The sequence below is a fragment of the Streptomyces sp. enrichment culture genome (genome assembly GCF_964272855.1).
Taxonomy (GTDB): Bacteria; Actinomycetota; Actinomycetes; order Streptomycetales; family Streptomycetaceae; genus Streptomyces.
This window is the reverse complement of record NZ_OZ186847.1, coordinates 625,507-646,280: the sequence shown is the minus strand read 5'-3', so window position 1 is coordinate 646,280 and position 20,774 is coordinate 625,507. Positions and strand designations below refer to the sequence as shown.

Sequence of the window (20,774 nt, the reverse complement as noted above, 5' to 3'; positions counted from 1 at the left end):
AGGAGCTTGTGATGACTGACAGCACCGGCCGCACGCCGCGGCGCGTCTCGATCTTCGACACGACCCTGCGGGACGGCGAACAGGCCCCGCGCAACGCGATGAGCCCGCAGACCAAACTCGACCTCGCCCTGCGGATCGAGGCACTCGGCGTGGACGCCGTCGAAGCCGGCTTCCCCGCCTCGTCCGCCCGGGACGTCGAGGCCACCCGGCTGATCTCCGAGGCGCTCACCACCGCGCGGGTCGCGACCCTGTGCCGGGCGACCCGTGGCGACGTCGAGACCGCGGTCGGGGCGGCGGGCACAAGGAACCACCAGTTGCAGGTCATCGCCACCGCCAGCGAGATCCACCTGGAGCACAAGCGGGGCATCACCCGCAACGCCGCCCTGCGCGAGCTGCACGACGCCATCTCGCTCGCCTCCTCGCTCGGCGTCCCGTTCATCACCCTGGCCATGGAGGACTCCAGCCGCGGTTCCCTCGACCTGCTGCGCGCGACCGTCGAGACCGCGCTGGAGGCCGGTGCGACGCAGGTCGGCGTGGGGGACACGATGGGGTACTCGACGCCCGGCGAGTTCGGTGAGCTGGTCGCGACGGTCCGCGGCTGGGCCCCGGAATCGGCGAGCCTCACCGTGCACTGTCACAACGACTTCGGCCTCGCCCTGGCCAACACCATGGCGGCCATCGAGGCCGGCGCGGACGAGGTCCAGGTGACGCTGGGCGGCATCGGCGAGCGGGCGGGCAACACGGCACTCGAGGAGGTCGTCGGCCTGCTGGCGTACAAGAGCGACGTCTACGGCGCCACGACCGACGTCAAGACCGAGGGCATGTACGAGGTCTACACGGCGATCCGCGCGGCGATCGGGCTCGAAGAGCCGCGCAACAAGGCACTCTTCGGCACCTACGCCTTCGCCACCGCGGCCGGCATGCACCAGCAGGGGATGCTGCAGAACCCGCTGACCTACGAGTACGTCGAACCGAGCCGGTTCGGCCGTGAGTCGCAACTGCTGGTGGCCCGCCACTCCGGCCGCGCGGTGCTGCGGCACGTCGCCGAACAGGCCAGGCTCGACCTCGACGACGACACCGTGGACGCGCTGTACGAGAAATACGTCAACGGCCGCCCGGACGGCGACTGCGTCGAGCTGAGCGTCCTGCGCGAGGAACTCCTCGCCGAGATGGCGAAGACCTCGGAGTCGGCCCGATGAGCGGCCTGACGCTGGCCGAGAAGCTGTGGCAGCGCCACGTCGTCCGCGAACTGGACGAGCGGACCGACCTGCTCTACATCGACCTGCACCTGATCCACGAAGTGTCCTCGCCCCAGGCGTTCGAGGGGCTCCACCTCTCCGGCCGCCGTGTCCGCCGCCCTGAACTGACCCTCGCGGTCGAGGACCACAACGTGCCGACCCACTCGCTGGCCATCGCCGACGAGGCGAGCAAGGCACAGATCGAGGCGCTGCGCGGAAACTGCGCCGAGCACGACATCGAGCTGTACTCCATCGGCGACGCGAGCCAGGGCATCGTGCACGTCGTCGGACCCGAACTAGGCCTGGTGCAGCCGGGAATGCTGGTGGTGTGCGGCGACAGCCACACCTCGACCCACGGCGCACTCGGCGCGCTCGCCTTCGGCGTGGGAACCAGCGACGTCGAGCACGTGCTCGCCACCCAGACGCTCGCGGTCGCCCGCCCACGCACCATGGCGGTCGAGTTCACCGGGCTGCCCCGGGCGGGGACGGTGGCGAAGGACATCATCCTCGCGGTCATCGGCGCCATCGGCACCAACGGAGCCCAGGGCTTCCTCATCGAGTACCGCGGCGAGGCGGTGCGCGCGATGTCCATGGAAGGCCGGATGACCATGTGCAACATGAGCATCGAGGCCGGTGCGCGGGCCGGGATGATCGCCCCGGACGAGACCACCCTCGCCTATCTGCGGGACCGGCCCTACGCGCCGTCCGGTGCGGCCTGGCAGCAGGCGGCGGCGGACTGGGAGACGCTGGTGACCGACGACCCGGACGCCTTCGACCGGGTGGTGCACATCGACCTCTCCGAGCTCAGCCCGCACGTCACATGGGGGACCAATCCCGGGCACTCGCTCCCGCTCGACGCGGCGGTCCCCTCGGCCGAGTCGTTCAGCGACCCGGTCGAGCGGGCCAGTGCCGAGCGCGCGCTCGCGTACATGGACCTCCGGCCCGGCACGCGGATGCGCGACATCCCGATCGACACGGTGTTCCTCGGGTCGTGCACCAACGGACGGATCGAGGACCTGCGGGCGGCCGGCGAGGTGCTGCGCGGCCGCCGGGTCAAGCCCGGTGTCCGGATGCTGGTGGTGCCCGGCTCCGGACAGGTGCGCGCCCAGGCCGAGCAGGAGGGCCTGCACGAGATCTTCCAGGCCGCGGGCGCCGAATGGCGTCTGCCCGGCTGCTCCATGTGCCTCGGCATGAACGCGGACCGGATCTCGGGCAGTGACCGGGTGGCGTCCACGTCGAACCGGAACTTCGAGGGACGTCAGGGCGGCAAGGCCCGGACGCATCTGGTCTCACCCGCCGTCGCGGCGGCAACCGCGGTGACCGGCAGGCTCGCCGCCCCTTACGACCTGGTCTGAGAGAAGGCAATGGAACCGTTTCTCACCCACACGGGCCGGGCCATGGTGCTCCGGCGCAGCAACGTCGACACGGATCAGATCATTCCGGCCGAGTTCGGCAAGCGGATCTCGCGGCACGGCCTGTCGGACGCCCTGTTCGCCCGCTGGCGGAAGGACCCCGACTTCGTCTTCAACGCCAAGGAGCGCGAAGGCGCCACCGTGCTGATCGCCGACACGAACTTCGGCACCGGAAGCTCACGTGAGCAGGCGGTCTGGGCACTGCTCGACTGGGGACTCAAGGTGGTCGTCGCCACCCGGTTCGGCGACATCTTCCACCGCAACGCGCTGCGCAACGGCCTGCTGGCGGTCGTCCTGCCCGACGACGCCGTCGCGTCGCTGATGGCCCGGGCCGAAGCCGATCCGACCTTCGAGATCAGCGTCGACCTGACGGCCTGTGAAGTGACCGCCGGCCAGGACCGCTGGCCGTTCACGATCGACGAACGGGCACGCTGGCTGCTGCTCAACGGACTCGACACCATCGAGGTGACGCTGCGTCACGCGGCGGACATCGCGGACTACGAGCGGAACCGGCCGTCGTGGATGCCCGCCATCCCGCGCGGCAGCGCACCGGCGCGCGCCGAGGCGGGCACCCGGTGACAGGCACAGCGCCCCGGGCCGCCGGCGCGCGTCGCCTGGCCCGCGTACCCGCCGACGGCCTCAGCGAGCTGATCGAGGCCGGTCGCAGGATGGGGGCGGTGGACCTCGCACTGGGCAGCCCCGGATGGCCACGGCCACCGGAGGGGATGATCGACCAGGCGTGCGCCGCCCTGCGGCACGGGAACAACCAGTACGGCGACATGCGCGGCAACGGGGACCTGCGGTCGGTACTGGGCCGGTCGTTTCGGACCCCGGCCGATCCGGACACCGAGCTCACCATCACGGTGGGAGCGGCCGAAGGGCTGGCCGTGGCGATGCTCGCCGTCCTGGACCCGGGTGACGAGATCATCGTGTTCGAACCGTTCTTCGAGCCCTATCTCGTCTCCATCGCGACGGCGTCGGCCGTACCGAGATTCGTCCGGGTCCGGCCGCCCGACTGGCGGTGGGACGCCGAGACGCTCGCCGCCGCCATCGGCCCCCGCACCAGAGCCGTCCTGGTCAACACCCCGAACAACCCCACAGGACAGGTGCTGGACGAAGCCCAGTGGGCCGTCATCGCGGAACTGTGCGAACGGCACGACCTGCTGGTCATCTCCGACGAGGTGTACGCGTCGTACGTCTACGACGGCGCCCGGCACATCTCGGCGGCGGACGTGCCGGCACTGCGGGACCGTGCGATCGTGGTCGGCAGTTTCTCGAAGAGCCACGCCATCAGCGGCTGGCGCATCGGCTTCCTGCGCGCCCCCGCCGCACTCACCCGCGTCCTGCGCAGCATCCACATCGGACTGACCGGCGGGGCCCCCGTGCCGCTGCAGGAGGCCGTGGCCGTCTGGTCGTCGGCCGACGGGAAGGACTGGGACCCGCGGCCGGAACTCCAGCAACTGCGGGACAAGGCGCTGAGCATCTTCCGCGGTGTGGGGCTCACCTGTACCTCCCCCCGGGGCGGCTGCTACATCGTCGCCGAACTCGGCCCGTACGGCCGGGAGGACTGCCGGTCCTTCGTGCGCAGGCTCGCGATCGACCTGGGCGTGCTCCTCGCACCGGGACAGCTCTTCCTGTCCGACCGGACAGCCGATTCCGGCTTCGTCCGCATCGCCTTCAACAAACCCCAGGCCTATCTCGACACCGCGCAAGGGCGACTGGCGACCCTGGAGCCCCAACGGTGACGGCCACGCTCGTGAGGAGACCGCAGTGACGGTGATCGCTGTTGTACCCGGTGACGGAATCGGACCGGAGGTGACGGACGAGGCCGTCAAGGTCCTCGACGACATGCGGCTCGGCCTCGAATTCGACCACCTCGACGAGGTCAACGCCACCACGTTCCGCAAGACCGGAGCCGGCCTGTCCCCGGAGAACTTCGCACGGATACGCTCCGCACGATCGGTGCTGTTCGGCGCCATCGGCGCACCCGGAATCAACAACTCGGAGTACGGCCGGGGCGTGCTGATCAAGATGCGTTTCGAACTCGACCTGTACGTGAACCACCGGCCGGCGTTCCTGTGGGACGCCCGGCTGAGCCCCCTGCGGGACGAACGCCGCAGGAACGTCGACTGCCTGGTCGTACGAGAGAACTCCGAGGGCCTGTACGTCGGAGTCGGCGGCAGGGTGCGTGCCGACACACCGCACGAGATAGCGATCGACGAGGAGGTCACCACCTACCACGGTGTCCGACGCGTACTGGACTACGCCTTCTCGAAGGCGCGGAAGTCGGTGTGCCTCGTGGACAAGTCGAACGCCGTCCCCAACGGCGGGCAGCTCTGGCAGCGCTGCTGGCGCGACGCGGTCGAGAAGAACCCCGGCGTCGACTGCTCCCACCTGTTCGTGGACGCGGCCGCGATGAAACTCGTCGACGACCCGTCGGCGTTCGACGTCATCGTCACCAACAATTCCTACGGTGACATCCTGAGCGACCTCACCGCCCAACTGGCCGGCGGCCTGGGCATGGCGGCCTCGGCGAACCTCAACCCGGAGACCGGCTTCGGCGTGTACGAACCGGTCCACGGCAGCGCGCCGGACATCGCAGGGCAGGGCAAGGCCAACCCCGTCGGGGCGATCCTCAGCGCCGCACTCCTCTGCGAGGGAATCGGCCTCCCCGACGCCGCGGGTGCCATCCGCCAGGCGGTCTCGGCAGCGGTGTCCGCGGGGCGCTGCACGCCCGACATCGGCGGCTCGTTGAGCACCCGGGAGGCCGGTGCCGCCATTCGCGCCGAACTCCGCTGACACCCCCGGCGGGCCGAGCAGGCTCAGGAACCGGCCGCGCCCAGTGCCCGCCGGCTCTCCCGACAGACCTGCTCGGCCTCGCCGGGAGAGTCGCCGATCGCGGTGATCCCCAGCTTGCCGTACACGCACGCGGCACCCAGCAGATGCAGGACCGCGCCGGTACCGCGGCGCGGGTCGAAGGCGTGGGCGCCCAGGCGGTCGATCATCTCGGCGGGGCGGCGGCCCCGGAAATGGGGCACCCACAGGTGATCCGTGCCGACGTAGGCCTTGGCGCGCCCACCGGCGACGACCCGGCCGGTGGCGTGGTCGACGCAACCGCCCGTCACGAGCAGGGTCGTACCGAACGGATGCGTCGTGCCGCCCAGACGCAGGTTGGTCTCGCACAGCGAGATCTCCCATCCGTGCCGCTCGACGGCCAGGAAGTCCAGGCTGAACGCGCCGATGACACCGTGCGCGGACAGCACGTCCACGACCCGCCGGGCGTCGGCGCGCAGCGCCGACCGGTACCGGCCGTTCGCCGGGGACCGGCACCCGGAGTAGGCCATGTGGTCGAGCATCTGGTCCTGGGTGACGATCATCTCGGGCGTCCCGTCCGGGGTGATGCCGGCGAACACGCTCGGCCAGCGCAGACCCCGCGCGGTGACGAACCGCTCCGCGACCGCGCCCCGCGCGGACACCTTCGCCGCGAACGACGCCCAGGTCTCGTCCGGTGCGTTGAACCTGATCCGGGCCTGGGCCAGGCGCCCGGTCGGCATGGCCTCGACGACGGCGTTGCCGAGGCCCCCGTATCCGTCGTCCAGCTTGAGCATCACCGGGCCGTCCGCGATCAGCCGCGAGGCGGCGGCCTCCACCTCCTCGACGGTGGTCATGCCCCCGATGCCGGGCACCGTGGCGACACGGGCGCTCTCGGCGACCGCGCGGCTGCCGGACTTCGTGCCGAGAGCCGCCAGCCGCGCGGGCGAGCCGTACAGCGGAAGGCCGGTGACCTCCGACAGCCGCTCCTCGTGTTCGGTCACGACGAAGGGAAACAGCCAGGCATCGCTGCCCGCCGCTCGCGCGATCTCCCGGCACAGGCCGGGATCGCCGAGGATCCGGTGCGTCAGCGGGCGCAGTCCGGTGTTCTCGGCCAGGCCCACCGGCATCATCAGCAGCCTGCTGCGGGCCTCCACCGGGTCGGGCAGGAAGCTCAGGTAGTAGTCGACGACCTCGGCGTCGACGGGCACCGAGGACAGGAAGATCACGAAGACGCCGGGCTCGCGCAGCATGAGCAGGCAGAACAGAAGCCGCTCCTCGTAGCGCGCGTAGCCCTCGATGTGCGCCAGTTCCCCCGGTGAAAGGGTGAGGGAGGGCAGGACCACCACCGTTCCCGAGGTGGGCGTGAACATCGGCAGCCGGGGGTGCCTCGTGGCGAACTCCCGGCGGATCTCCTCGGCGGAGGCGACGCGGGCCTGCGAAGGCGTCATGACCAGATCGCCAGCGTCCCGTCGGTCGTGATGCCGATGAACATCGCGACCGACACCCGGCGCCCGCCCTGCCCGCCCGCGACGGAGTGGTAGAACCGCGGATTGAACACGAGGGCGTCGCCCGGCTCCGGCCGCACGGTCACGGACTGGACGCCCGCCACCACCTCGCGGTCGTAGCCGAAGCCGATCCGGGCAGCCTCGTCAGCGGGTTCCCAGGTGCGGCGCCAGATGGTGGTCTCGCCCCCGGCGTCGGGCATCATCAGGTAGACGTTGATCGCCAGCTGGGCGAGGAGCCGCTGGTCGAACAACCCGTGCGGGAATTCCCGTGCCACGTTGTCGAAGTGGACCCGCAGCCCGCCGTTCGACTCGCGGACCGTGCCGGCCATGACCGGGCGGCCCGCGATCCGGGCCGCCTCCGGCGGCGCTCCCCACACCTCGCCGAGTCGCTCCAGACAGATCCGGAGCGGATCGAGGTCCAGGTCGGCCGCTTCCCACGCCTTGCGTGCCGACTCGACGTCCGTCCAGTAGCCGGGATCGAGCCGGCCGTCGGTGACGAAGTCGTTGACGGTCGGGCCGAACCGCAGCACCGGCGGGTTGACCCGCTCCGGGTTGACCGAGCTCAACGGCATCCGGTCCACCAGTCCGGTTATCGCCGCCCGCAGTTCGGCCGGCAGGAACGCGCGGGCGTGCACACAGGCGAGGGTGCCTGTCGCCAGCCGGACCAGGTGGTCCTTGGTCAGCTCGGTCACGGCCTCCTCGCTGAACAGAGGGTCCTCGGCTGTCACGGAGAGAGTCATGGTGATCGTCGTCCCATCGGCACGGTGTGAGAGCGGTGATCTGATGTTGACCGTTTCCGATGTCCGTTCCCGGACAGGCGCATGGCACATCGCTGCCATGATCGTCGCTGGCCGTGCCCTGTCCGGCGGCCGACTGACGGGCGCGGTACTGCTCTCAGGCCCGGGCCGTGACGAGGTTCACGAGCACCGGGGCACGCACGATCGTCTTCGCGACACCCGCACCGGCCAGCGCTGTCCGCACCTTTTCGGACCGCTGAGCCAGCAGCACCAGTTCATCCCCGGAGACGTCGGTCGCCACCTCGATGCGGTCCCGGACCTTGCCGTCCACCTGCACGACACACGTCACCCGTTCCTCGACGAGGAGCGCGGACTCCACCTCGGGCCACCCCGCCTTGAGCACGGAAGGTGTCTGCCCCAGCCGCACCCAGCACTCCTCCGCCGTGAACGGGGCCACGCAGGACAGCATGCGGACCAGCGCCGCAGTGCCCTCCTGAACAGCCGGGTCGGCCGGGCCCGCTCCCCGGTCGACGGCCCGCCGGAGCGCGTTGGTGAGCTCCATCAGGCGCGCGATGCCCACGTTGAACCGCTGGGCCTCCATCGCCTGGGTCGTCTCGTCGATCAGCCGATGAACGATCTTGCGGAGCTCGCCGTCACCCTGGGCGTCGCGCGGCGCCTCGGTCGTGCCACCCACGTCGCCGGCCAGACGCCAGACCCGGGCCAGCCACTTCACCGAGCCGGCGGGGGACACGTCGGCCCAGTCGATGTCGTCCTCGGGAGGGCTGGCGAACAGCATCGTGACGCGTACGGCGTCGGGTCCGTGCTGGGCGATCTGCTCCTGGAGGTTCACCAGGTTGCCCAGACTCTTGCTCATCGCCTTGCCGTTCATGATGACCTGACCCTGGTTGGTCAGGCGCTTGAACGGCTCGGTGAACGGAACGAGCCCCAGGTCGTGCAGCACCTTGGTGAGGAAGCGGGCGTACATCAGATGACCGGTGGCGTGCTCCTTCCCGCCGACGTACTCGTCGACGGGAAGCCAGGCCGCGACACCGGCCGGGTCGAACGGGCCATCCTCGTAACGAGGATTGGGGTACCGCAGGAAGTACCAGGAGGAGTCGACGAACGTGTCCATCGTGTCGGTGTCCCGGCGGGCCCGACGACCACATGACGGGCACTCCGCCTCGATCCACTCGCCGGCGGTCTCCAGCGGGGACATGCCGCCCTCGGGGCGCAACGAGAAGCCGCTCTCGGGCAGGGTGACCGGCAACTGGTCCTCGGGGACGGGAACCGCGCCGCACGCGTCGCAGTGGACGACCGGGATCGGCGTTCCCCAGTAGCGCTGACGTGAGAGCAGCCAGTCCCGCAGGCGGTAGGTGATCGCTCCCTCCCCGACGCCGCGCCGCTCCAGCTCCGCGATGACGGCGGCGATGGCCTCGTCCTTGCGCAGCCCGTCGAGGGCGCCCGAGTTCCTCAACACGCCGTCACCGGACGTCGCTACGCCGGTGTCGGCGGGGTCCGGCTCGCCGGTGTCGACGACCGCACGGACCGGCAGGCCGAAGGCGGTGGCGAAGTTCAGGTCGCGCTGATCGTGAGCCGGTACGGCCATGACCGCGCCTGTGCCGTAGTCGGCCAGCACGTAGTCGGAGGCGTAGACGGGAAGCCGCTCGCCGTTGAGCGGGTTGATCGCATGGCGGCCGAGGAACACGCCGGTCACGGGGCGGTTCAGGGCCAACCGCTCCATCTCCGCCGTGGCCGCGACGTCGGCCCGGTACGCGTCGAACGCCGCCCTGTGCTCGGCGTCGCACAGTTCCTCGGCGAGCGGCGCGTCAGCCGCGACGACGAAGAACGTGGCCCCGTAGAGGGTGTCGGGCCGGGTGCTGAACACGCGGACGGGCGCGTCGCGGCCCTCGATCTCGAAGTCGATGTGTGCACCGGTGGAGCGGCCGATCCAGTTCCGCTGCATGCTCAGGATCTCTTCCGGCCACGCGCCCCGCAGCTGGTCCATGTCGTCGAGCAGCCGCTGGGCGTACTGTGTGGTGCGGAAGAACCACTGGGTCAGGTTGCGCTTGACCACGTCGGTGCCGCACCGTTCGCACGCGCCCTGGACGACCTGCTCGTTGGCCAGCACCGTGGCGTCGGTGGGGCACCAGTTGACAGGGGCTTCCTTGCGGTACGCGAGACCACGCTCGAACATCTTCAGGAAGAGCCACTGGTTCCAGCGGTAGTACTCCGGATCCGACGTGTGGAACCTGGTGCGCCAGTCGAAGGAGATGCCCAAGCGCTCGAACGACTTGGCCTGGATGTCGATGTTCCCGTACGTCCAGTCACGAGGGTCGAGATCGCGTTTGCGTGCCGCGTTCTCGGCCGGCAGGCCGAAGGAGTCCCAGGCGATGGGGTTGAGGACCTGCCGGCCGCGCATCCGCGCGAAGCGGGCCATCGTGTCGCTGATGCTGTACACCTCGGCGTGACCCATGTGGAGGTCACCCGAGGGGTAGGGGAACATACTGACGACGAGAGTGCGGTTGTCGTCCTTCGGCTTCGCCGAAGTGAGCTCCTCCGCCTCGAAGAGCCGCTCCTCGCGCCACAGCCGGAGCCATCTGTCGATGCCGGCGTGGGGGTCGTATGTCTCCCGGGCGACAACCGCGTGCTCGTCAGCCATCTGTCCCGTCCTCGCTGTGAAGGTGAATGGCCCGTCCAGACCGGTACGGTGTCTCGGCGGCGCGCCCCTCGCACACCATGGGCCGTTCCCGCCGCCGCGTCCCGACAGGGTACTGAACTTGGTTGCGCGATACGAGCGTTGCTCGCGTGACGGCGGCCGGGGAACCCTCGTCCGGGTGCACGGTGGTGCACGATCCTCGGTGAGCGGTCGGTGCCGACGAGCTGTTCAGGGAGCGCACGCGACTCGCCCCGAGCGGGGGCGCCGCGCTTACGGTCCCGTGCCGTCGATGTGCTCGAGCAGCGTCCGGGCTTCGACGGTGCGGCGGTGGTCCGGGCCGAAGGACGCCAGGCAGGCATCGTGAGCGGCCGCGGCCTGGCGACGGGCCTCGGGAACGCGGCGCAGCCCCAACAGGGCCGTGGCAAAGGCCAGCTCGACGGCGCCCTTGTCCGGATGGCGCTGGTGTTCGGGCAGAGCACGGTACAGCTTGTCGGCGCCCTGCGCCTCGGTGAGGGCCTGGTCGTGGCGGGCTTGGCCGTTGAGGCTGCGAGCCAGGCCGAGTCGCAGGACCAGGGACGTCCGGTCACGTGCGCGATGGGCGGCCAGGGCCTCGCGGGCGAGTGCCTCGGCCTCCTGATGGCGCCCCTGCGCGTTGAGGGCGAAGACCAGCCCGTTGCGGGCGGCCGCTGCCAGCAGTGACATCTCCGGGCCGGTACCGCGGGCCGCGGCCTCGGCGACTGCCGCGCATTCCGCCTCGCACTCGGCATACCGACCGAGCGAGATCGTCTGCTGGGCGCGGTCCGAGCGCAGCTTCAGGGTCAGCCAGTGACCGGCTCCGAATATCCTGCGGAAGGCGGGCAGCGCCTCGTCGTAGGTGGCCAGTGCCTCGGCGTGGCGGCCTTGGGCGCCCGTCGCGAGCGCGGCGATGTTCAGCGCCACGGCCGCGTACTCGTCGTCGCGTGGCCGCGATCGGGCAACGGCACGGGCTTCGGCCTCCGCCTCGGCATAACGCCCGGCTTCGTAGAAGGCTTTGGCCTCGGCGACAGGCGTTCCCGTCATTCGTTCGGCATCGCTTCGGCCGCGCGGCCGGAAAAATCTCATGACCGGGAGCATACGGATGCCGCGCAGGCTGCCCGGCGAGGCCCGCAGCCGCCTGAAGTCGGTCATGTCCGCGTCTCCGCCGGCTCGCGGTGATCCGCCGTCCGGCCGAACGGTTTGAGCGTGAGGACGAACACCGTGACGGTCGCTGCGAGGAAGAGCAGCTGCATGACGGTGCGCGGCACGAGCTCGTCGTACCAGGGCAGCGGCCTTCCTGAGAGGGCGAGCTCGACGTTGGCGGGGAACATCGCGATGAGCAGCAGCGTCAGTCCCGCCGCGGCGGGCATGGCGAGGCGGCGGTGCAGCATGGCGGCCGCGCCGGCGAGTTCGAGGACGCCGGTCACGGTGACGACGAGGCCCCCGTACGGCAACCACCCGGGCACCATCGCGATGAGCTCGGCCCGCATGCCGACGAAGTGCGCGATGCCCGTGAGGGTGAACATCGCCGCGACGCCCGCGCGGAGTGCGATCCCGAGTTCCAGGCTCCGGCGCAACCAGAGCCGGTTCACGGTCAGGACGGTGGCGGTCACGCCGACGAGTGCGATGAGAGGTTCCACGCGGTCAACCTGCTGGATGCCGTCGAAGCGGTCCATCCACAGGCCGTCTCGTGGAGGATCACGACGATACGATCGCTGAGTATGGCGGATTCAGTCATCCTCGACGAGGGCGACCGGCGGGTGCTGCACGCGCTGCAGCTGGACGGGCGGGCGTCGTTCACGCGGATCGCGGCGGTGCTCGGGATGCCGGAGCGGGCGGTCGCACGCCGCTACCACCGGCTCCGCGCCCGCATGGCACTGCGCGTCGTCGGCGTCACCCGCCCCGACCCGCGCGGGCAGGCGGACTGGTTCCTCCGCGTCGCAGGGAAGAGCGAGTCGATCGACGCCGTCGCCCGCACACTCGCCGGCCGCGGCGACACCTCGTGGATCGCCTCGCTCGCGGGCGACGGCGGACTCGGCGGGATCCTCCGTACGCCCCTGTCGACCCGCGACCGTGGCGACACACTCGAGCGGTTGCGCCGCAGCGCGGGCGCCGTGAGCGTGGCGGCGCAGCGGCTGCTCGTGCCGGTCGCCGGTGTCGGCGGATGGCCCGGCCGGCTCGAGTCGCTCACCGCGGCCGAACGCGAAGCGCTCACGCCGGCCGTGAGGAAAGGGACCGCGGACTCCGTCGTCATGGGCCGGCCGTGCGATGACGACGCCCGTCGCCTCCTCGGCCTCCTCGCCGTCGACGGGCGCATGAGCGTCGCCCGCCTGGCCCGCGCCTGCGGCATTCCCGAGTCGACCGTCCGCCGTCGCATCGCCGAGCTCGTCGGCGGCGGGACCCTGATGTTCGAGGTCGAGGTCGACTCGCGGCTCTACGGCCGGCACCTCGGCGTCATCTGCCGGCTCGACGTGCACCCCGCCGCGCTCGGCGATGTCGCGAGCGCCCTCGGCTCGCACCCCGAGGTCGCGTTCGCCGCGACGACCACCGGCGTCACCAACATCCTCGCGTTTCTCGAACTCGCCGACGGCGCCCACCTGCACCGGTACCTCACCGAGCGCATCGGCGCGCTCCCCGGCGTGCACCGCGCCGAGACCGAGATCGTCGCGCAGTGGATCAAGCGGGCGGGACCGCTCGTCGCGCTCCGAGCCTGAACGCGGCTTGCTTTCAAGCGCGCTCGAAGCTTTAGCGTCGAGGCCATGACCACGACGAACGAGACATCACGGGCGCGAGCTCGGGCCTCGGCCTGGCGCTCGCCGAGGCGGCACTCGAAGCCGGCGAGCAGGTGATCGGCACCGCGCGACGGGCCGACCGGTTCGACGGGCTGAAGGCGCGGTACGGGGACCGGCTCCTCGCCGTCGAGCACGATGTGCGCGACACGGCGGGCGCGGCCACGGTCGTACAACGGGCGCTGGAGGTGTTCGGGCGGGTCGACGTGCTCGTCAACAACGCGGGCGCCGGATGCGAAGGCGTCGTCGTCAGCGCTGTCGGTCCAGGCCCGAGGTGATACCCATGCCTGGGCCCTACGAGGCACCGCTGACAACGGCCCACCGACAACAGGGCCGTTACCGGTCCCTCCGCACGGAGAACTCGTTGCCGTCGGGGTCCAGCATCAGCGCCTGGCCGTTGTCGTCCTCGCCGGTGCCGGTGAGTGTCGCGCCGAGCGTGACGAGGCGGTCGATCTCCGCGTCCCAGTCGGCGTCGGCGGGGAGTGTCAGTTCGAAGAAGAGTCTGTTCCTGCCCGTCTTCGGGGCCACCGGGGGGCCGCCCCACGTGATCTTCGTACCGCCGCTCGGTGATTGGATCGCGGTCTCCTGGTCCTGGTCCCAGACCAGCGGCCACCGCAGCGCCTTGCTCCAGAAGTAGCCGACCTCCTGCGTACCGTCGCAGGCCAGCGCTCCGATGACGCCGGTGTCGGCGAGGAACTTGTTGCCGGCCGCGATGACGCAGAACTCGTTGCCGTCCGGATCGGCGAGCACCACGTGTCCCTCTTCGGGGAGTTGGCCCACGTCGATGTGCTTCCCGCCGAGTTCCAGCGCCCTGGCCACCGTCTGCTGCTGATCCTCCGGGGAGGTGCTCGTCAGATCGAAGTGCGCCCGGTTCTGGCCGGTCTTCGGCTCCTGGCTCGGCAGGAAACGGATGCGGAAACCGGTGGCATCAGGGGGCAGGACCGCGACGTCACCTTCCGGACCGTCGGCCAACTCCCAGCGCAGCACCCCGGACCAGAACCGCGCCAGGTCCGACGGCCGGGTCGCGTTGAAGCAGACTGCGAAAAGTCGACTGGTCATACCCCGTGCGTCTCCGATCCACTGACGGTCGATACGGTGCGCGTCCTCCCCGCGAGCGCAGGGTAGGGCCGGCGGTGGGGCACCCGCATCCGAGTTTCCGTCGCACGCCGAGTGCACCCCCGTGGAGTGATCCGCCTCACATGCTGTCACAGCGATCAACTGCGCGGTGTCTTGGTGCAGAACCCTTTGAAGCGGCGGAGGAGACAACATGACCGAGAAGTTCGACGTGGTCGTGATCGGCGGCGGATACGCGGGTGTCATGGCGGCCAATCGTCTGACGCAGCGCGACGACGTGACGGTGACGCTGGTCAACCCGCGGCCGGCCTTCGTCCCGCGCCTCCGGCTGCATCAGCTGGTGGGCGGGACCCACGACGCGGTCGTCGAGTACCGGGAGATCCTCGCCGAGAGTGTCCGGCTGGTCGTCGACACCGTGACCCGGATCGACGCCGCCGAGCGGGCGGTGACGCTGGCGAGCGGTGGCACGGTCGGCTACGACCACCTGATCTACGCGGCGGGCAGTGGCAGCGCCGACCCGGGCGTTCCCGGGGCGGCCGAGTTCGCCCACCCGGTCGCCACGCTGGAGGCCGCGCAGCGGCTGCGGTCGGTGCTCGACGCCGCGCCCGCGTCGGCCGCCGTGACGGTCGTCGGCGGCGGTCCGACGGGCATCGAGACGGCGGCCGAACTGGCGGAGCAGGGCCGCCGGGTGACCCTGGTCTGCGGAGGCGTGCTCGGCCCGTACCTGCACCCTCGGGCCCGGCGCACGGCTGCCAAGCGGCTCGCCCGGCTCGGGGTGACCGTGCTCGACGGCGCCGACACCAAGGTCACGGCGGTGACGCGGCACGCCGTGCACCTGGACGCGGGCCGCGAGCTGCCGAGCGACGTCACCGTGTGGACCGTCGGGTTCGGTGTGCCGGACCTGGCCGCGCGCAGTGGGCTGAGCACCGACGCGGTGGGCCGCCTGCTCACGGACGAGACCCTGACCAGCGTCGACGACGAGCGTATCGTCGCCGCCGGGGACTCGGCGGCACCGTCGGACCTGCCGTTCCGGATGAGCGCCTACGCCGCGGGGTGCCTGGGCGCACACGCCGCCGACACCGTGCTCCACCGCATCGCGGGTGAGCGACCCACGCCCATCGACTTGTCGTTCCCCGCCATGTGCGTCGGCCTGGGGCGCCGCGCCGCCGTCTTCCAGCTCGCGCGCAAGGACGACACCGCGATGCGGCTCTACGTCGGCGGCGGTGCCGGTGCGAAGCTCAAGGAGCTCTCCTGCCGGTTCAGCGTCAAGCACCTGGTGAACGAGGCGCGCAAGCCCGGTTCGCACACCTGGCCCAAGGGCGACCACCGGCGGCGACTGCTGCGGGCCGAACGCGGCGAGGCACCGGCCACCGCGGCACAGTCAGCCTGAGCCAGGCATTCGAGGGAGAGGGACCGAGAGATGACCGACGACACCGACACCACCGACCTGGCGACCGAAGCGTTCCTCGCCCACCGCAATCTGCTCTTCACCGTCGCCTACGAGATGCTCGGATCGGCGGCCGACGCCGAGGACGTCCTCCAGGAGACCTGGCTGCGCTGGGTCAAGGTGGACCTGGGACAGGTGAGCGACCAACGGGCGTACCTGGTGCGGATCACGACCAGGCAGGCGCTCAACCGGCTGCGCACCATGAAACGCCGCAGGGAGGCGTACGTCGGCCAGTGGCTGCCCGAACCGCTGCTCACCGCACCGGACGTGGCCGAAGACGTCGAACTCGCCGAGAGCATGTCGATGGCGATGATGCTCGTCCTGGAAAGTCTCTCCCCGACCGAGCGGGCGGTGTTCGTGCTGCGCGAGGTCTTCGAGGTCGACTACGACGAGATCGCCACGGCCGTCGGCAAGAGCGCCGACGCCGTCCGCCAGATCGCGCACCGCGCCCGCCGCCACGTCGACGCCCGCCGACCCCGCAGGAGGGTCTCCCCGAGCGAGATCCGGGTGGCCCTGGAATCGTTCCGGCGCGCGATCGAAACGCGGGACCCGCAGGACCTGCTCGACGTGCTCGCTCCCGACGTCGTCCTGCTCAGCGACGGCGGCGGAGTGAAGCGGGCCGCGGTGCGACCGGTCGTCGGCGCCGAGAAGGTGGTCCGCTTCTACCTCGGCGGCTCCGCCAAGCACGACGCCGCGATCGCCTGCGAGCCCACCGTGGTCAACGGCGGCCCGGCCCTCGCCGTCCATGTGAACGGCGAGTTCGACGGCGTCATGGCCGTCCGTGTCGAGGACGCCCGCATCACCGGCCTGTACTACGTCCGCAACCCCGAGAAGCTGACCCGCGTCACCTCCGAGACCCCGCTCACCCTGCGCTGAAGCCGGCGGCTCGGACTCCGTCCACACATCAATCCATCCATCCATTGGTCGCCACGCACCAACGAGGGGGAACCACACCATGGTCAGACGCACGACGGCCGCCCAGGGCGGCCTCACCTTCCTCAGGACCGCCATGGTCCTGCAGACCCTGACTCTCTTCTTCCAGGCGGTCACCGCCGGCATGCTGCTGAACTCGTCCCACGGCTACCGGATGCACGACGTCGGATCGAAGGTGATGTACGCGGCCGCCATGCTGTACCTGCTCGCCACGATCCTGGCCTGGCGGCCCGGCGGCGGCAGCCCCCGCCCCGTCCTGTACGCCACCGGCTTCCTCGTCCTCGCCTCGGTCCAGGTCGTGCTGGGCGTCGCGCAGGTGCCGTCGCTCCATGTCCCGCTGGGCGTCCTGCTGTTCGGCCTCAGCGTCCTCGCACTCGGCCGGCTGCTGACCACCCGCCCGCAGCTGCGGTCGGGCACCCCCTAGCCGCCCCCGACCCCGGGTGCCAAGGTGCCCTGGGCCGGGTCGCGGGCCGGTGTGCTTGAGTTGGGCCCCGCGACTCAGGACGGGAACCGAATGAAGGGAACGTGTCTGCCGTGCACGTGCTGATCCTCGGCGGCACCACCGAGGCCCGGCGCCTCGCCGAGCTGCTGGCGGCCGAGCGGTCGCCGGGGCTGCGGGTGACGAACTCGCTGGCGGGGCGGGTGGCCGCGCCCCGGCTGCCGCCCGGCGAGGTCCGCGTCGGCGGCTTCGGCGGAGCCGACGGTCTCGCCGCCTGGCTGCGCGCGCACACGGTGGACGCGCTCGTCGACGCCACCCACCCGTTCGCCGGCACGATCAGCCTCAACGCGGCACGGGCCGCAGCCACCGCGCACGTACCCCTGCTCGCGCTGCGGCGCCCCGGCTGGGTCCCGGTCGAGGGGGACGTCTGGCACGAGGTGGGCTCCCTGGAGGAGGCCGCGGCGCTGCTGCCCGCCCTCGGCCGCCGGGTCTTCCTCACCACCGGCCGGATGGGCCTGGCCGCCTTCGCCGGTCTGGACGACCTGTGGTTCCTCGTGCGGTCCGTGGACGCGCCGGAGGCACCGCACCCGGCGCGCATGGAGGTGCTGCTGGACCGCGGTCCGTTCAGCCTCGCCGGGGAGCGGCAGGTGTTGTCCGGGCACCGGATCGACGTCGTCGTCACCAAGGACAGCGGGGGAGCGGCCACCGCGCCGAAACTGACGGCCGCCCGTGAGGCGGGGCTGCCCGTGGTCGTCGTACGCAGGCCGCCGGTGCCCGACGGGGTGCCCGTCGCGGCCGGTCCCGCGCAGGCGGTCCGCTGGATCCGGGAGCTACGCGAGCGGGCCGCGTACCAGCGTGGCGGCTGAGACGATGCCTTGAGCGGCCGGGCGTCAGGTCCTCGGTGGCCTGGGCCACGGCGCGGTAGGAGTAGTCCTCGTCGACTCGCCACGTACGAATCCGGGCGGCCGTCCCCGGCGTCATCGTCTCCGGCGTCATCGTCTCCGGATCCATGGTGTCGTGTGCCATTCCACGCACCTTGGGGACGCCGCGGAGGAGTCGGCCACCTGATTACGCTCCCGCCCGCACCGCGCGGGCGGACCGCTCACTCCGCCTCGCTCGCGATCGCGTTGACGGCCGCGGCGGCGATGGCGCTGCCTCCGCGGCGGCCGCGGACGACCAGGCGTTCGAGGTCGGAGGGGTGGTCGGCCAGGGCGTCCTTGGACTCGGCCGCGCCGACGAAGCCGACCGGCGCGCCGATGACGGCGGCCGGACGGGGCGCGCCCTCCTCGATCATCTCCAGGAGGCGGAAGAGCGCGGTGGGCGCGTTGCCGATGGCGACCACGGCCCCCTCCAGCCGGTCGCGCCACAGCTCCAGCGCGGCGGCGCTGCGCGTGGTGCCGAGCTTCGCCGCCAGTTCCGGTACGGCCGGGTCGGAGAGGGTGCACAGGACGTCGTTGCCGGCGGGCAGCCGCTTGCGGGTCACGCCGCTGGCCACCATCTGCACGTCGCAGAAGACGGGTGCCCCCGCGCGCAGGGCCTCGCGGGCGCGGGCCACCACGCCGGGCGTGTAGGAGATGTCCCGGACGAGGTCCACCATGCCGCAGGCGTGGATCATCCGGACGGCGACCTGGCTGACGTCGGCGGGCAGGGCCGTGAGGTCGGCCTCCGCGCGGATGGTGGCGAAGGACTGGCGGTAGATGGCCGCGCCGTCCTTCTCGTAGTCGTACGTGGTCACGGTGTTCTTCCCGCCGCTCTCGGTCGTTGTACGGCGGCGAGCATACCGACGATCACACCGGACGCGGAGTCCTGGAACCATCGCCTGATCAACAATCCCCGCATCTGCTGCTAGCGTGCAACTGCACATCACTTGCAATAATGCTGTCGGAGGATGTTGGACATGGCGGTGTACACGCTCCCGGAGCTTCCCTACGACTACGCCGCGCTGGCGCCCGTGATCAGCCCCGAGATCATCGAGCTGCACCACGACAAGCACCACGCGGCCTACGTCAAGGGCGCCAACGACACGCTGGAGCAGCTCGCGGAGGCGCGGGACAAGGAGTCGTGGGGGTCGATCAACGGCCTGGAGAAGAACCTGGCCTTCCACCTCTCCGGGCACATCCTGCATTCGATCTACTGGCACAACATGACCGGCGACGGCGGCGGTGAGCCGCTGGAGAAGGACGGCGTCGGCGAGCTGGCGGACGCCATCGCGGAGTCCTTCGGCTCGTTCGCCCACTTCAAGGCGCAGCTGTCGAAGGCCTCCGCCACGACCCAGGGTTCCGGCTGGGGTGTCCTCGCCTACGAGCCGCTCAGCGGCCGACTGATCGTCGAGCAGGTCTACGACCACCAGGGCAACGTCGGCCAGGGCTCCACGCCGATCCTGGTCTTCGACGCCTGGGAGCACGCCTTCTACCTGCAGTACAAGAACCAGAAGGTGGACTTCATCGAGGCCATGTGGCGGGTCGTCAACTGGCAGGACGTGGCCAGGCGCCACGCCGCCGCCAAGGAGCGCGGCGACAGCCTGCTGCTCGCCCCGTGACCCGGCAGGGCCTCCCCGCGTCCTGCTCGTGATCGTCTTCTCACCCTTCACGGCGGGCGGCACAGCGAAGGGCTCCCGCGGCGAACGGGCCGGCGGGAGCCCTTCCGCCGTCCCGGGCCGACCCGGCGTCACGGGCCGACCCGTCTCGACGGCGTGGCCGTCCGGTTCCTCCGCATGCGGGGGCGGACGACTCGTTCAAAGCTGGGGGTATGGACGTGGCCGGAGCAGGTCTGGCCGCTGTGTACCTGGTCGACGCCGAGGCGGAGCAGCTGCGGATCGTCCACACCGCCGGCGGCCTGGGAGGCTTCGCGCTGCCCGAGATCCTTCCGCTCTCCGCGGATTCCCCGCTCGCCGAGGCCGTCCGTTCCGACCGGCCGGTGTGGCGGGACTCCGCGGCGCTGCCCTCGTACCGCGAAGCGGACCGGGACCCGCGCACGACCCCCGTCGCGCTGGGCGTGGTGCCGCTCGGTCCGCTGCCGCCGGGAACGGGCGGACGCGTGATGGGCCGCTTCGTCGTGGCGAAGGACCCCCGTGACACCCGCGACGCCCCAGCAGGGTCCCTGGGCGCCCTTGCCGGTTTCGGGCCCGACCAGCGCCTCCTGCTCGAGACCTACGCCGAGCAGCTCTCCTCCGTCATGGAGATCGGCGCCCCCTGGACGGCAACTGGCCGGCATCGCCCCGGAGACCTTCGACGGCTCCGTGGAGAGCCTGGTCGCGCGCGTCCTTCTGGACGAGCCTTCCCCTGTTCATGACCGTGATGGGCCGGGGGAGGACGACGGCGGACGTCCGGGACGTGATGTTCCGGGTCCGACGCCCCTCCGGCGGGTCGCGCTGGCTACACCCGCGCTGCCGGGGCCGGACCGGCAGCACCGGCAGACCGGTCCGCACCCTGGGCGTCGCCGCCGACCTCGCCGACCACGCGCCGGACGTGGAGGCCACCGGACGGCGGGAGAGGAACCGCCGGGCGGACGGCGACCGGACCGTGTGGCTCGACGCCCGTCTTCGAGGGGAAGGCGGACATCGCCGAGGAGTACCGGATCGGCTCGCGAACAAGGGGTCACCGACGGGCAATTAGCCGGCCGATGACAGGGGCAGCTGGGCGGCGAGGTCCCGTGCCGTGGCACTGTCGTCGGGGGTGGCGTCGTAGGCGGTGCCGTCGACGGTCAGCCGGACCTT

21 protein-coding genes are annotated in these 20,774 nt (G+C 71.2%); 13 read left to right on the top strand and 8 right to left on the bottom strand.

The window, feature by feature from the left end; all coding sequences use genetic code 11:
- The first annotated feature begins 11 nt into the window (after nucleotides 1-11).
- Genes ACSU6L_RS02685 through ACSU6L_RS02665 form a run of 5 tightly spaced genes read left to right on the top strand, consistent with a single transcriptional unit; the run spans nucleotide 12 to nucleotide 5,449 of the window.
- Nucleotides 12-1,199 (top strand): LeuA family protein, encoded by a 1,188-nt coding sequence (locus ACSU6L_RS02685; RefSeq protein ID WP_437053116.1) that lies wholly within the window; start codon nucleotides 12-14, stop codon nucleotides 1,197-1,199.
- Complete coding sequence (leuC, locus tag ACSU6L_RS02680; RefSeq protein ID WP_437053114.1) at nucleotides 1,196-2,593, top strand: 3-isopropylmalate dehydratase large subunit; 1,398 nt, start codon at nucleotides 1,196-1,198, stop codon at nucleotides 2,591-2,593. Before ACSU6L_RS02685 ends, leuC begins: the two co-directional genes overlap by 4 nt.
- A gap of 9 nt (nucleotides 2,594-2,602) precedes the next feature.
- Nucleotides 2,603-3,229 (top strand): 3-isopropylmalate dehydratase small subunit, encoded by a 627-nt coding sequence (gene leuD, locus ACSU6L_RS02675; protein WP_437053112.1) that lies wholly within the window; start codon nucleotides 2,603-2,605, stop codon nucleotides 3,227-3,229.
- Nucleotides 3,226-4,395: a pyridoxal phosphate-dependent aminotransferase gene (locus ACSU6L_RS02670; protein ID WP_437053110.1), complete on the top strand. Its 1,170-nt coding sequence runs from the start codon at nucleotides 3,226-3,228 to the stop codon at nucleotides 4,393-4,395. Before leuD ends, ACSU6L_RS02670 begins: the two co-directional genes overlap by 4 nt.
- Nucleotides 4,396-4,426: 31 nt before the next feature.
- Nucleotides 4,427-5,449 (top strand): isocitrate/isopropylmalate dehydrogenase family protein, encoded by a 1,023-nt coding sequence (locus ACSU6L_RS02665; RefSeq protein ID WP_437053109.1) that lies wholly within the window; start codon nucleotides 4,427-4,429, stop codon nucleotides 5,447-5,449.
- A gap of 23 nt (nucleotides 5,450-5,472) precedes the next feature.
- Here ACSU6L_RS02665 and ACSU6L_RS02660 read toward each other — a convergent pair whose 3' ends face one another.
- The 5 genes from ACSU6L_RS02660 to ACSU6L_RS02640 all read right to left on the bottom strand — a co-directional run bounded on the left by ACSU6L_RS02660 (nucleotide 5,473) and on the right by ACSU6L_RS02640 (nucleotide 12,053).
- Nucleotides 5,473-6,912: a peptide ligase PGM1-related protein gene (locus tag ACSU6L_RS02660; RefSeq protein WP_437053107.1), complete on the bottom strand. Its 1,440-nt coding sequence runs from the start codon at nucleotides 6,910-6,912 to the stop codon at nucleotides 5,473-5,475.
- Nucleotides 6,909-7,697: a 2OG-Fe(II)-dependent halogenase WelO5 family protein gene (locus ACSU6L_RS02655; protein WP_437053105.1), complete on the bottom strand. Its 789-nt coding sequence runs from the start codon at nucleotides 7,695-7,697 to the stop codon at nucleotides 6,909-6,911. The genes ACSU6L_RS02660 and ACSU6L_RS02655 overlap by 4 nt, the downstream gene beginning before the upstream one ends.
- Nucleotides 7,698-7,863: 166 nt before the next feature.
- Nucleotides 7,864-10,365, bottom strand: coding sequence for a leucine--tRNA ligase (gene leuS / locus ACSU6L_RS02650; RefSeq protein WP_437053103.1), 2,502 nt, complete (start codon nucleotides 10,363-10,365; stop codon nucleotides 7,864-7,866).
- A 267-nt stretch (nucleotides 10,366-10,632) separates the two neighbouring features.
- Nucleotides 10,633-11,529, bottom strand: a complete 897-nt coding sequence (locus tag ACSU6L_RS02645) for a tetratricopeptide repeat protein (RefSeq protein ID WP_437053101.1) — start codon at nucleotides 11,527-11,529, stop codon at nucleotides 10,633-10,635.
- On the bottom strand, nucleotides 11,526-12,053 hold the full coding sequence (locus ACSU6L_RS02640; RefSeq protein ID WP_437053099.1) for a DoxX family protein: 528 nt from the start codon (nucleotides 12,051-12,053) through the stop codon (nucleotides 11,526-11,528). Before ACSU6L_RS02640 ends, ACSU6L_RS02645 begins: the two co-directional genes overlap by 4 nt.
- A 45-nt stretch (nucleotides 12,054-12,098) precedes the next feature.
- On the opposite strand from ACSU6L_RS02640, the gene ACSU6L_RS02635 reads away from it, so the two are divergent.
- Nucleotides 12,099-13,091 carry an Lrp/AsnC family transcriptional regulator gene (locus ACSU6L_RS02635; RefSeq protein ID WP_437053097.1) on the top strand — a complete coding sequence of 331 codons (993 nt, stop codon included), beginning with the start codon at nucleotides 12,099-12,101 and terminating at the stop codon, nucleotides 13,089-13,091.
- Nucleotides 13,092-13,156: 65 nt separating this feature from the next.
- Nucleotides 13,157-13,444, top strand: coding sequence for an SDR family NAD(P)-dependent oxidoreductase (locus tag ACSU6L_RS02630; RefSeq protein WP_437064735.1), 288 nt, complete (start codon nucleotides 13,157-13,159; stop codon nucleotides 13,442-13,444).
- A gap of 58 nt (nucleotides 13,445-13,502) precedes the next feature.
- Here the strand turns inward: ACSU6L_RS02630 and ACSU6L_RS02625 are convergent, their stop codons facing one another.
- Nucleotides 13,503-14,225, bottom strand: coding sequence for a VOC family protein (locus ACSU6L_RS02625; protein WP_437053095.1), 723 nt, complete (start codon nucleotides 14,223-14,225; stop codon nucleotides 13,503-13,505).
- A gap of 208 nt (nucleotides 14,226-14,433) precedes the next feature.
- On the opposite strand from ACSU6L_RS02625, the gene ACSU6L_RS02620 reads away from it, so the two are divergent.
- The 4 genes from ACSU6L_RS02620 to ACSU6L_RS02605 all read left to right on the top strand — a co-directional run bounded on the left by ACSU6L_RS02620 (nucleotide 14,434) and on the right by ACSU6L_RS02605 (nucleotide 17,925).
- Complete coding sequence (locus ACSU6L_RS02620; protein WP_437053093.1) at nucleotides 14,434-15,630, top strand: NAD(P)/FAD-dependent oxidoreductase; 1,197 nt, start codon at nucleotides 14,434-14,436, stop codon at nucleotides 15,628-15,630.
- A 30-nt stretch (nucleotides 15,631-15,660) separates the two neighbouring features.
- Nucleotides 15,661-16,563 carry an RNA polymerase sigma-70 factor gene (locus ACSU6L_RS02615; RefSeq protein WP_437053091.1) on the top strand — a complete coding sequence of 301 codons (903 nt, stop codon included), beginning with the start codon at nucleotides 15,661-15,663 and terminating at the stop codon, nucleotides 16,561-16,563.
- A gap of 79 nt (nucleotides 16,564-16,642) precedes the next feature.
- Nucleotides 16,643-17,044, top strand: a complete 402-nt coding sequence (locus tag ACSU6L_RS02610; protein ID WP_437053089.1) for a hypothetical protein — start codon at nucleotides 16,643-16,645, stop codon at nucleotides 17,042-17,044.
- A 110-nt stretch (nucleotides 17,045-17,154) separates the two neighbouring features.
- Nucleotides 17,155-17,925, top strand: a complete 771-nt coding sequence (locus tag ACSU6L_RS02605) for a cobalt-precorrin-6A reductase (RefSeq protein WP_437064734.1) — start codon at nucleotides 17,155-17,157, stop codon at nucleotides 17,923-17,925.
- Nucleotides 17,926-18,161: 236 nt separating this feature from the next.
- On the opposite strand, the gene ACSU6L_RS02600 is transcribed toward ACSU6L_RS02605, so the two are convergent.
- Nucleotides 18,162-18,794, bottom strand: coding sequence for a precorrin-8X methylmutase (locus ACSU6L_RS02600; protein WP_437053087.1), 633 nt, complete (start codon nucleotides 18,792-18,794; stop codon nucleotides 18,162-18,164).
- Between the two features lie 162 nt (nucleotides 18,795-18,956).
- Here ACSU6L_RS02600 and ACSU6L_RS02595 point away from each other — a divergent pair, with 162 nt between their 5' ends.
- A complete protein-coding gene (locus ACSU6L_RS02595; protein WP_437053085.1) occupies nucleotides 18,957-19,598 on the top strand; it encodes a superoxide dismutase in 642 nt (213 codons plus the stop codon).
- Between the two features lie 215 nt (nucleotides 19,599-19,813).
- Entirely contained in the window at nucleotides 19,814-20,350 is a 537-nt protein-coding gene (locus ACSU6L_RS02590; protein WP_437053083.1) for a hypothetical protein, read from the top strand.
- 319 nt (nucleotides 20,351-20,669) lie between these two features.
- On the opposite strand, the gene ACSU6L_RS02585 is transcribed toward ACSU6L_RS02590, so the two are convergent.
- Complete coding sequence (locus ACSU6L_RS02585; protein ID WP_437064732.1) at nucleotides 20,670-20,765, bottom strand: cyclophilin-like fold protein; 96 nt, start codon at nucleotides 20,763-20,765, stop codon at nucleotides 20,670-20,672.
- Between the last annotated feature and the right edge of the window lie 9 nt (nucleotides 20,766-20,774).

Excerpts from the sequence above, each read along its gene's own strand:
- ACSU6L_RS02685 (WP_437053116.1), top strand. The coding sequence starts at position 12 with ATGACTGACAGCACCGGCCGCACGCCGCGGCGCGTCTCGATCTTCGAC.
- leuC (WP_437053114.1), top strand. The coding sequence starts at position 1,196 with ATGAGCGGCCTGACGCTGGCCGAGAAGCTGTGGCAGCGCCACGTCGTC.
- leuD (WP_437053112.1), top strand. The coding sequence starts at position 2,603 with ATGGAACCGTTTCTCACCCACACGGGCCGGGCCATGGTGCTCCGGCGC.
- ACSU6L_RS02660 (WP_437053107.1), bottom strand. The coding sequence starts at position 6,912 with ATGACGCCTTCGCAGGCCCGCGTCGCCTCCGCCGAGGAGATCCGCCGG.
- leuS (WP_437053103.1), bottom strand. The coding sequence starts at position 10,365 with ATGGCTGACGAGCACGCGGTTGTCGCCCGGGAGACATACGACCCCCAC.
- ACSU6L_RS02645 (WP_437053101.1), bottom strand. The coding sequence starts at position 11,529 with ATGACCGACTTCAGGCGGCTGCGGGCCTCGCCGGGCAGCCTGCGCGGC.
- ACSU6L_RS02640 (WP_437053099.1), bottom strand. The coding sequence starts at position 12,053 with ATGGACCGCTTCGACGGCATCCAGCAGGTTGACCGCGTGGAACCTCTC.
- ACSU6L_RS02635 (WP_437053097.1), top strand. The coding sequence starts at position 12,099 with ATGGCGGATTCAGTCATCCTCGACGAGGGCGACCGGCGGGTGCTGCAC.
- ACSU6L_RS02625 (WP_437053095.1), bottom strand. The coding sequence starts at position 14,225 with ATGACCAGTCGACTTTTCGCAGTCTGCTTCAACGCGACCCGGCCGTCG.
- ACSU6L_RS02620 (WP_437053093.1), top strand. The coding sequence starts at position 14,434 with ATGACCGAGAAGTTCGACGTGGTCGTGATCGGCGGCGGATACGCGGGT.
- ACSU6L_RS02615 (WP_437053091.1), top strand. The coding sequence starts at position 15,661 with ATGACCGACGACACCGACACCACCGACCTGGCGACCGAAGCGTTCCTC.
- ACSU6L_RS02610 (WP_437053089.1), top strand. The coding sequence starts at position 16,643 with ATGGTCAGACGCACGACGGCCGCCCAGGGCGGCCTCACCTTCCTCAGG.
- ACSU6L_RS02595 (WP_437053085.1), top strand. The coding sequence starts at position 18,957 with ATGGCGGTGTACACGCTCCCGGAGCTTCCCTACGACTACGCCGCGCTG.